We start from the raw sequence: 7237 nt of genomic DNA on the forward strand, positions 1-7237 counted from the left end.
CCGATATCTACCCGTACGGCGGCGGCGGCAGCGTCTTTTGTTAATAACACACCGCCCCGGGCCCCGGGGCCCGGCGGCGCGGACCGCGGCGGGCCTTGGCGGCGCCCGCCCAGGCGAGTAGAAACATCTATATCTATTCGTTGCTCGTCGCCGCCGGCGGCGGGCCGGCATGGCGATGGCTCACGCGTCGCGGAGAACCGGACCTCAGCATCAGGAAACTCTCACGGCTGGCGGCTGGCGGCAGCCCGGGACCGAGTCGGAGGCAGGTACGAACATGAGCGAGACGACCACCCACGAGACGGCCACCCAGGTGGCGGCGCAGCCGCCGCACCGGCGCGAGACCTTCCGGCTGGCGGAGGCGCCGCTGCTGCACGAGACCGGGATGATGTCGATGCCGGTCATGACCCCGCAGGCGCCCGAGCAGTTCATGGAGTGGGTGTCCGGCGGCGGCCAGGTCGTCAAGGTGCTGTTCGGCGACCCCGAGGCCGGCGGGATCAGCCTGGTGTGGTCGCGGTTCGGCCCGGGCTACGTGCTTCCGCGCCACTCCCACAGCGCCGACTGCCTGTACTACGTCACGCGGGGCGAGCTGAGCATGGGCAGGACGGTGCTGTCGGAGGGCGACGGCTTCTTCCAGCCCGCCGACCGCCCCTACACCTACACGGCCGGTCCCGACGGCGTCGAGATCCTCGAGTTCCGCACCAGCAGCCCCTTCGACATGCAGATCACCGAGAGCCTCCCCGGCTGGGGACGCGTCGTGGAGGCCGTGCGGGCCAACCGCGACCGTTGGGCCACGCGGGAGGCGTGAACTCGGCCGGAAGCCGGCGCCAGGACTCCGCACATTTCGCGACGACAACGGCCCGGGGTGACCTGTGACCGTCCGGCCCGCTCGCCCGCCGGACACGAACGAGGTCACCCGGTCACCGACCCCAGACCTGCCGGAGGCACACATGACCGATCTCTACTGGGACCCGATCGCTCCCGAGCTGCGCGACGACCCGTACCCGCTCTGGCGGCGGTTACGGGACGAGGCGCCGGTGTACCGCAACGACCGCCTCGACTTCTACGCGTTGTCCCGTTTCGAGGACATCGAGGCGGCCCACCGCGACGCCGAGACGTTCAGCTCCAACCACGGCACCACCCTCGAGACGATGTCGCCGCAGCCTCAGGACACGGCGATGATCATCTGGCTCGACCCGCCCAAGCACACGACGCTGCGCAAGCTGGTGTCGCGCGCCTTCACCGTCCGCCGGGTGTCGATGCTGGAGGAGCGCATCCGCGAGATCTGCGGCGAGCTGCTCGACGCCCGGGTCGGCTCCGGCGGTTTCGACTACGTCCAGGACTTCTCCGCGATCCTGCCGCCGACGGTCATCTCGATCCTGCTCGGGGTGCCCCGCAGCGAGCGGGAGGAACTGCGCCACGTCGTCGACAACGTCTTCCACATGGAAGAAGGCGTCGGCATGAACAACGAGACGTCACTCAACGCGCTGACCGAGCTGGGCCTTCGGCTCGGCGCGCATTTCGCGGACCGGCGCGCGAATCCCCGTGATGACGTGTTCACCGACCTGGTGAATGCCGAGGTCGCCGACGAGCAGACCGGTGAGCCGCGCCGGCTCACGGACGAGGAGCTGGCCAGTTTCGGGATCCTGCTGTTCAGCGCCGGTAGCGAGACGGTGGCCCGCCATCTCGGCTGGGCGGCCAGCGTGCTCGACCAGTACCCGGGCCAGCGGGCCGAGCTCGCGCGGGATCCCGCGCTGATCCCGGGCGCGGTGGAGGAGATCCTGCGTTTCGAGCCGCCGTCGCCGGTCAACGCCCGATGGACGACGCGGGACGTCGCCCTTCGGGACGAGACGATCCCGGCGGGTTCCCGCGTCATCCTCATCACCGGGTCGGCCGGCCATGACGAGCGCAAGTACCCGGACCCCGACGTGCTCGACATCCACCGCAAGGTCGACCTGCACATGACCTTCGGCTACGGCGTCCACTTCTGCCTGGGGGCGGCGCTGGCCCGGCGCGAGGGCCGGATCGGTCTGGAGGAGACGCTGCGGAGGTGGCCGGAGTGGACCGTGGACCGCGCCGGCACCGAGATGCTGTACACCAGCACCGTCCGCGGTCCACTGCGTCTGCCCATCCGCGTGTGACGGTCAGGTCGTCCACTGGCCGCCGTTGACGCTCAGATGCTGGCCGGTGACGGCGGCCGCGAGGTCGGAGCACAGGAGCAGGACGGCGCCGGCGCACTCCTCGGGAGTCGGCATGTGCCGCAGCGGCAGGGTGGCGTTGCGTCGCTCGAACCACTCCTCGACGGTGATGCCCTCGGCCGCCGACTGGTGCTCGGCGGCGCGGCGGATGTTGTCGCCCAGGACGCCGCCGAGGAACACGCCGTTGACGCGGATGTTCCACTCCCCGACCTCGACCGCCAGCGTGCGGGCGACGGCGGCGAGCGCCGCCTTCGAGGCGGTGTAGGCGCCGAGGCCCCGCGGGTTGGACAGCACCGCGCCGCTGTTGACCAGCACGACCGCCCCGCCGCCGCGCTCGCGGATCGCCGGGAGCGCGGCCTGGACGAGGTGCAGGGCGCCGTAGAGGTTGACGTCGAAGACCGTCTTCCAGCTCTCGTGGTCGGCGTCGGCGACCGGGGCCCAGTCGCCCTCGTGGTGGGCGTTCTGGACCAGCAGGTCGACGCCGCCGAACCGTTCCACGGCGGCGTCCACGAGCGCCCGGCAGGCGGCCCGGTCGGTGATGTCGGTCGGCACCACCAGCGGGTCGCGCCCGGCCGCCCGCACCTCGTCGGCCACCGCCTCGAGGCGGGCCCGCTGACGGGCGGCCAGGACGACGTCGACGCCGCGGCGGGTGAAGCCCAGCGCGATGGCGCGGCCCATGCCGGGCCCGATGCCGGTGATGATCGCTACCTTCCCATCATTGAACATCCAAACTTCATAACGTATACACGTGGTAAAAGCTATAGATCTTTCAGGGAGGAGCACCTCATGGTGGAGAACGAGTTCCAGGCCCGTTACGGGCCGTGGGCCGTGATAGCGGGCGCGTCGATGGGGATCGGCGCCGCGCTGTCGCACGAGGCCGCGCGCCGCGGCCTGAACGTGGTGCTGCTGGCCAGGGGCAAGGAACAGCTCGAGGCGACCGCGGCCGAGGTCGCGGCCCGGCACGGCGTCCAGACGCGGACCATCGCGGCCGACCTGGCGTCGCCCGGCGTCGGTGACGTGGTGGCCGACGCGACGAGGGATCTCGACGTCGGGCTGTTCGTCTACAACGCCGCGGTCGGGCCGAACAGCCGCTTCATCGACGGCGACCTCGACCTGCACCTGCTCAGCGTCGACGTCAACTGCCGCACGCCGGTCATCCTGTGCCACCACTTCGGCCGCCGGCTGGTCGAGCGCGGCCACGGCGGCATCGTGATGATCAGTTCGATGGGCGGCACCCAGGGCGCGGTGAACTTCAGCACCTACAACGCCGGCAAGGGGTTCCAGTGGATCCTCACCGAGTCCCTGTGGACGGAGCTGGCCGACCGGGGCGTGGACGCGGTCAACGTGTTCGTCGGCGCCACCTCGTCGCCGAACTACAACTCCTTCCAGGAGACGCTGGACCCCGAGCTTTGTAGCCGCGTCGACACGGACGACCCGCTCGACCGGGCCCGCTCGCGGCTGATGCGGCCCAGCACGCCGGAGGAGGTCGCGACCGCGTCGTACGAGGGCCTCGGGCAGGGACCGGTGGCCTACACCCACCCCGACGACGCGTTCGTGTCCGAGCGGTGCTTCGCGCTGCCCCGGGCCGAGGCGACGCTGGTGTGGCGGGCGTTGCAGGAGACCTCCACCCGCCGCCCCGACCGGGTCGCCCGGTGAGCCGGCGCCTGCGGGTCGTCCAGTGGACGACCGGCAAGACGGGCAGCGCCGCCGTGCGGGGCATGGTCGGCCATCCGGTGCTCGACCTCGTCGGCTGCTACGCCTTCTCGGCCGACAAGGTCGGCCGCGACGTCGGCGAGCTGTGCGGGATCGAACCGATCGGTGTCACCGCCACCGACGACATCGACGCGCTGCTGGCGCTCGAACCCGACTGTGTCTCGTACATGGCGTACCGGCCCAACTTCGACCACCTCGAGCGGATTCTCGAGTCCGGCGCCAACGTCGTGTCGACGATGTACATGATGGCCGGGTTCGGCTACGGCGAGCAGGCCACGCACCGGCTGCGCGACGCCTGCCTGCGCGGCGGCTCGTCGCTCTACGCGTCGGGCGTCTACCCCGGCCACGCGCCGATGGTGGCCGTCGCCGCGAGCGCCATGTGCAGCCGCATCGAGCGCCTCTCGATCCTCGAATCGCTCGATATCTCCGGCTACGCCAACGAGCAGATGTTCCGCGCCCAGGGCTTCGACCTCGACCCCGACGACCCGGCCGCCCGCGAGGCCTGCGAGGCCTCCTGCGGCTCGTTCAAGGACCAGATCCCGGTCCTCGCCAAGGCGCTCGGCGTGCAGATCGACAACGTCGGCTTCCGGGTCGAGTTCGCCACCGCCAACCAGGACACCGACTTCGGCTACATGACCCTGAAGAAGGGCCGTATCGCCGGCTTCAAGGGAACCGTTTCGGGCGACCGGGACGGCCGCTCGCTGATCGAGTGCAGCTTCGTGTGGAAGCTCGGCGAGGACATGACCCCGAACTGGCCGGTCACCCACGGCTATGTGATCGAGCTCGACGGCGTCCCGGGGGTCCGGGTACGCCTCGAACCCCAGGGCGACCACCTCGACGGAACCGTCACCACCGCCATGCCGGCGGTCAACGCCATCCCGCAGGTGTGCGCCGCTCCCCCGGGAATCGTGAACCTCCAGGAGCTGCCCCTGGTCCGCGGCGCCCACCAGTTCCGGCCATGATCGGCGACCGGCTGCGCCTCGACGGCCGGACCGTCGTCGTCGCCGGCGCGGGCGGCGGCGGCATCGGCACCGCGGTGTGCGCCGCGGCCGCCGAACTCGGCGCGAACGTGGTCGGCCTCGACATCGACGAGCCCGCCCTGGCGACCGCGCGGGCGGCGGTCGCCGGGGCGGGGGCGGGCGGCTCGTTCCGGGGCATCGTCGCGGACGTGCGCGTCAAGGACGCGGTCGACGCCGCCGTCGCCGACGCGGTGGCGGCGTTCGGCTCGGTCGACGGGCTGGTCCACGTCGTCGGCGGCCAGCGGCCAGGCCACTGGCAGCGCGCCGACGAGTTCCCGGTCGCCGACCTCGACGAGGTCCTCGACCTCAACCTGCGCGCGGCGCTGCTGACCAGCCAGGCCGCGGCCCGAGCCATGACCGCGGCGGGCCACGGCGGCAGCATCGTGCACATCGCGTCGGTCGCCGCCTTCTTCGCGGCGCCGTTCAGCCTCGCGTACAGCGCGGCGAAGGCCGCGCTGATCTCGCTCACGAGGACGACGGCCGCCGAGTGGGGCCCGCGGGGCATCCGCGTCAACGCCGTGGCCACCGGCACGATCCGCACGCCGCACAGCCGCGGCAACGACGACGCCGACGCGTCCCGCGACGCCGTGCTGGCCCTGCGGCGCCGCGGGACGCCGGAGGAACTGGCCGGCGCCGTGGTGTTCCTGCTCAGCGACCTCGCGGGCTTCGTCACCGGCCAGGCCCTCACGGTCGACGGCGGGTCCACGATCCGCCCGTCCTACCTGGGTCCCGACGACATCCCGGTGTTCATGGAGGACGGCGACCTGCGCCGCAGGCTGCTGCGGGACTAGCCACCCGCGCTCACGGTCGCCACCGGGCCTCGAACACCTCGACCAAAATATATGGCTGTTTTGGGCGACAACGCCCAGCTTCCGCTCTCAACCCAGCAAGGAGAGAACATGGATCTGCGCACATGGCCGGGCGTCTCGGGCCGCCGGCCCAGATGGCGACGCACGGCGGCCGTGGCGGCCGTCGCGGCTCTGGCACTCGTCGGCACGGCCTGTGGCGGCGGTGACGAGCCGAGCCCGGAGCCGACCGGCGCCGCGGACACGTCGCTGCTCGGTCCCCGGCAGCCCGCCAGCGGCACCCCCATCAAGGTCGGCTTACTCAGCGATGGCCAGTCGGCGGCCATCGACAACAAGATCCAGGTCGACGCCGGCCAGGCCCTGACGAAGTTCCTGAACGAGTACCGGGGTGGCCTCGGTGGCCGTCCCATCGACCTCGTCTCCTGCGAGAGCCACGCCGACCCGGGGCTGGCGGCCGACTGCGCGAGCAAGCTCATCCAGGCCGACGTCCAGGTGGTCGTGCTCGGCGAGGCGACCGCGCTGCGGGACGCGTGGCAGCCGTTGCACGACGCCGGCATCCCGATCTTCGTCTACGGAACCACCGAGACGGCCGCCCTGCTCGACCGGGAATCCACGTTCGTCATGGTCAGCCAGATCGCCGCCTTCATCGACCAGCCCATCACCGTGGCCCGGGAGAACAACCTCAAGAAGGTCACCGCCGTCGTCATCGACGTCCCCACCGCGACCAGCTTCCTGCAGTCCGTCGGCAAGCAGATGTACGCGGACCTCGGGATGGAGGTCGAGCAGGTCGCCATCCCGCCGGGCACGGCGGACATGACGCCGCAGATGGCCAAGATCGCCGCGGGCGGCCCGACCTCGGTGCACATCGTCGGCAACGACAGCTTCTGCATCGCGGCGCTCAAGGGCCTGCGCGACGTGAACTTCACCGGCCCCATCAGCACGCTCAACGGGTGCGTCACCGACAGCACCAGGACGGCGGTCGGTGACTACCTGGAGGGCGTCTACATGTCGTCCCCGCTCCCGCTGGGCGACGCCAAGGACCCGGGCCTCGGCCAGTGGGAGGCCATCGTCAAGACCTATGCCGACGGCAAGATCGACCTGAGCAACTCCATGGGCCCGACGATGTACATGACGATGCTTGCCATGCGTAACGCGCTCGAGGGCATCACCGGCGACATCACGTCCGCGACGATCGCCGAAAAGATCCGGACGATGCCGGAGATGGCGGTTCCCGGCGGCGGCGGTCTGAAGTTCCAGTGCAACGGCCAGGCCTACGGGCTGACGCCGGCTGTCTGCACCAGGGGAACCCTGCTGACCAGGCTCGACGCGAAGGGCCAGCCCACGCTGCCCTACCGGCCGATCGACAGCCTGACGCCGCGCGGAAACTGACACCGATCTCGCCTGGCCGGGTCCCGCGGGACCCGGCCAGGCGAACGGCGTCCGACCGACCCGTGGCTGGCCACGGCGAGCGCCGCCGGCCGCGGCGGGGCCCGGTCCCGTGGAC

At 71.3% G+C, this 7237-nt stretch carries 7 protein-coding genes; 6 read left to right on the plus strand and 1 reads right to left on the minus strand.

Annotation, left to right across the window (positions count from 1 at the left end; translation table 11 throughout):
• Positions 1-274: 274 nt before the first annotated feature.
• Both I6A81_RS39605 and I6A81_RS39610 read left to right on the plus strand, forming a co-directional pair.
• Positions 275-805, plus strand: coding sequence for a cupin domain-containing protein (locus I6A81_RS39605; protein WP_203006713.1), 531 nt, complete (start codon positions 275-277; stop codon positions 803-805).
• A 142-nt stretch (positions 806-947) separates the two neighbouring features.
• On the plus strand, positions 948-2138 hold the full coding sequence (locus I6A81_RS39610; RefSeq protein WP_203006712.1) for a cytochrome P450: 1191 nt from the start codon (positions 948-950) through the stop codon (positions 2136-2138).
• A gap of 3 nt (positions 2139-2141) precedes the next feature.
• Here I6A81_RS39610 and I6A81_RS39615 read toward each other — a convergent pair whose 3' ends face one another.
• A complete protein-coding gene (locus I6A81_RS39615; RefSeq protein ID WP_203006711.1) occupies positions 2142-2921 on the minus strand; it encodes an SDR family oxidoreductase in 780 nt (259 codons plus the stop codon).
• 60 nt (positions 2922-2981) lie between these two features.
• Between I6A81_RS39615 and I6A81_RS39620 the strand changes: the two genes are divergently transcribed.
• The 4 genes from I6A81_RS39620 (at position 2982) to I6A81_RS39635 (ending at position 7122) form a co-directional block, all read left to right on the plus strand.
• Positions 2982-3851: an SDR family NAD(P)-dependent oxidoreductase gene (locus I6A81_RS39620; protein WP_203006710.1), complete on the plus strand. Its 870-nt coding sequence runs from the start codon at positions 2982-2984 to the stop codon at positions 3849-3851.
• Positions 3848-4870, plus strand: coding sequence for an NAD(P)H-dependent amine dehydrogenase family protein (locus I6A81_RS39625; protein ID WP_203006709.1), 1023 nt, complete (start codon positions 3848-3850; stop codon positions 4868-4870). The genes I6A81_RS39620 and I6A81_RS39625 overlap by 4 nt, the downstream gene beginning before the upstream one ends.
• Positions 4867-5718 (plus strand): SDR family NAD(P)-dependent oxidoreductase, encoded by an 852-nt coding sequence (locus tag I6A81_RS39630; protein WP_203006708.1) that lies wholly within the window; start codon positions 4867-4869, stop codon positions 5716-5718. The genes I6A81_RS39625 and I6A81_RS39630 overlap by 4 nt, the downstream gene beginning before the upstream one ends.
• A gap of 108 nt (positions 5719-5826) precedes the next feature.
• Positions 5827-7122 carry an ABC transporter substrate-binding protein gene (locus tag I6A81_RS39635; protein WP_203006707.1) on the plus strand — a complete coding sequence of 432 codons (1296 nt, stop codon included), beginning with the start codon at positions 5827-5829 and terminating at the stop codon, positions 7120-7122.
• Positions 7123-7237: the final 115 nt, after the last annotated feature.

This window comes from Frankia nepalensis, from assembly GCF_016786325.1.
In the GTDB taxonomy this organism is placed as follows: Bacteria; Actinomycetota; Actinomycetes; order Frankiales; family Frankiaceae; genus Pseudofrankia; species Pseudofrankia nepalensis.

Excerpts from the sequence above, each read along its gene's own strand:
- I6A81_RS39605 (WP_203006713.1), top strand. The coding sequence starts at position 275 with ATGAGCGAGACGACCACCCACGAGACGGCCACCCAGGTGGCGGCGCAG.
- I6A81_RS39610 (WP_203006712.1), top strand. The coding sequence starts at position 948 with ATGACCGATCTCTACTGGGACCCGATCGCTCCCGAGCTGCGCGACGAC.
- I6A81_RS39615 (WP_203006711.1), bottom strand. The coding sequence starts at position 2,921 with ATGTTCAATGATGGGAAGGTAGCGATCATCACCGGCATCGGGCCCGGC.
- I6A81_RS39620 (WP_203006710.1), top strand. The coding sequence starts at position 2,982 with ATGGTGGAGAACGAGTTCCAGGCCCGTTACGGGCCGTGGGCCGTGATA.
- I6A81_RS39630 (WP_203006708.1), top strand. The coding sequence starts at position 4,867 with ATGATCGGCGACCGGCTGCGCCTCGACGGCCGGACCGTCGTCGTCGCC.
- I6A81_RS39635 (WP_203006707.1), top strand. The coding sequence starts at position 5,827 with ATGGATCTGCGCACATGGCCGGGCGTCTCGGGCCGCCGGCCCAGATGG.